A 1441-nucleotide genomic window follows, 5' to 3' on the forward strand; every position below is an offset into this window, starting at 1 on the left:
CTAGCACTACTTTGGCAGTTTTTTAGTTCTGGGAGCGTTTTGAGGATTCCCAAGAGCGGTTTTGCGTGATTCATGAGAGGTCGGCTGTTGGAGGGGCCGGCCATGAACAGGGATTGGCAACTCGATCTGGAGCGGTGGCTTGAGCCGTTCGTCTCGGCGTTGAGGCACAAGACGCGTGCGCGGATGTGTCCGGCCTATATTGCTGGCCTGATTGGCCTTGGGGATCGCAAGAGCGTCCAACCGATGGCGGCGCGCCATGCAGGCGTCAACTATGACCAGCTGCACCACTTCATCGCGAGCGGCGTGTGGGATGCTGCGCCGCTGGAGAAGGTGCTGCTCGCGGAGGCCGACAGACAAGTTGGCGGGAACGATGCGTGGCTGATCGTGGACGACACCGCGCTCCCCAAGAAGGGGCGCCACTCGGTCGGCGTCGCGCCGCAATATGCCTCGGCGCTTGGCAAGAACGCCAACTGCCAGACGCTGGTGTCGCTGACGCTGGCCTCTGGCGAAGTGCCGGTCATGGTGGGGCTGCGGCTGTTTCTGCCCGAGAGCTGGACTTCCGATCCCGCCCGGCTCGACCGTGCCGGTGTGCCCGAGGACCATCGTGCCTACAGGACCAAGCCCGAAATCGCGCTGGCCGAGATCGACCGGGCTCGCGCAGCCGGCTTACGCTTTGGCTGCGTGCTCGCCGATGCCGGATATGGTTTGAGCGCCCCCTTCCGGCAGGCGCTCACCGAGCGCGGCCTTACCTGGGCCGTCGGTATCCCGTTCAAGCAGAAGGTCTATGCCGCCGACGTGGCGATGATCTTCCCGGTTGCCGGACACGGCCGCCCGCGCCGCCGGCATATCCCCGATGTGAAGTCGATGGCCGCGCAGGCGATGCTGGAAAAGGCCCAATGGCGGACGGTCAGTTGGCGGCGTGGCACCAAAGGCCGCCTCTCGGCGCGCTTCGCCGCTGTCCGTGTCCGGGTTGCAGATGGCCCACCCCAGCGCATCCGCGACATGGGCGCTCAGCATCTGCCTGGCGAGGAGGTCTGGGTGATCGGCGAGCACCGCTCGACCGGCGAGCGCAAATACTACCTCTCCAACTTGCCCGCCGACACCCCGCTCAAGCAGATCGCAGGCGCCATCAAGGCGCGCTGGGTCTGCGAACAGGCGCATCAGCAGCTCAAGGAGGAACTTGGCCTCGACCACTTCGAGGGGCGCTCATGGACGGGCCTGCACCGGCACGCGCTGATGACGATGATCGCCTACGCCTTCCTGCAATCTCGCCGCCTCAAACAAGCGGGAGGGGGAAAAAAGAATCCTCGGCCCGCCGCCCCAACCGAGCCTACCCGCCGTCAGGCAAGCCATCCTCACCGCGCTCGCGCAGCCGCCCCCAATCCGTTGTCCCCACTGCCGCAGAACCCTCTCCGCTAAAAATCTGCCAAAGTAGTGCTAG

The 1441-nt window shown here is 65.2% G+C and carries 1 pseudogene; it reads left to right on the top strand.

Annotated features, from left to right (window positions below):
- Nucleotides 1-65 precede the first annotated feature (65 nt).
- A pseudogene (locus NKJ17_RS33830) lies at nt 66-1419 on the top strand (IS701 family transposase).
- Nucleotides 1420-1441: the final 22 nt, after the last annotated feature.

The organism is Mesorhizobium sp. M0208 (assembly GCF_040322015.1).
Taxonomy (GTDB): domain Bacteria; phylum Pseudomonadota; class Alphaproteobacteria; order Rhizobiales; family Rhizobiaceae; genus Mesorhizobium.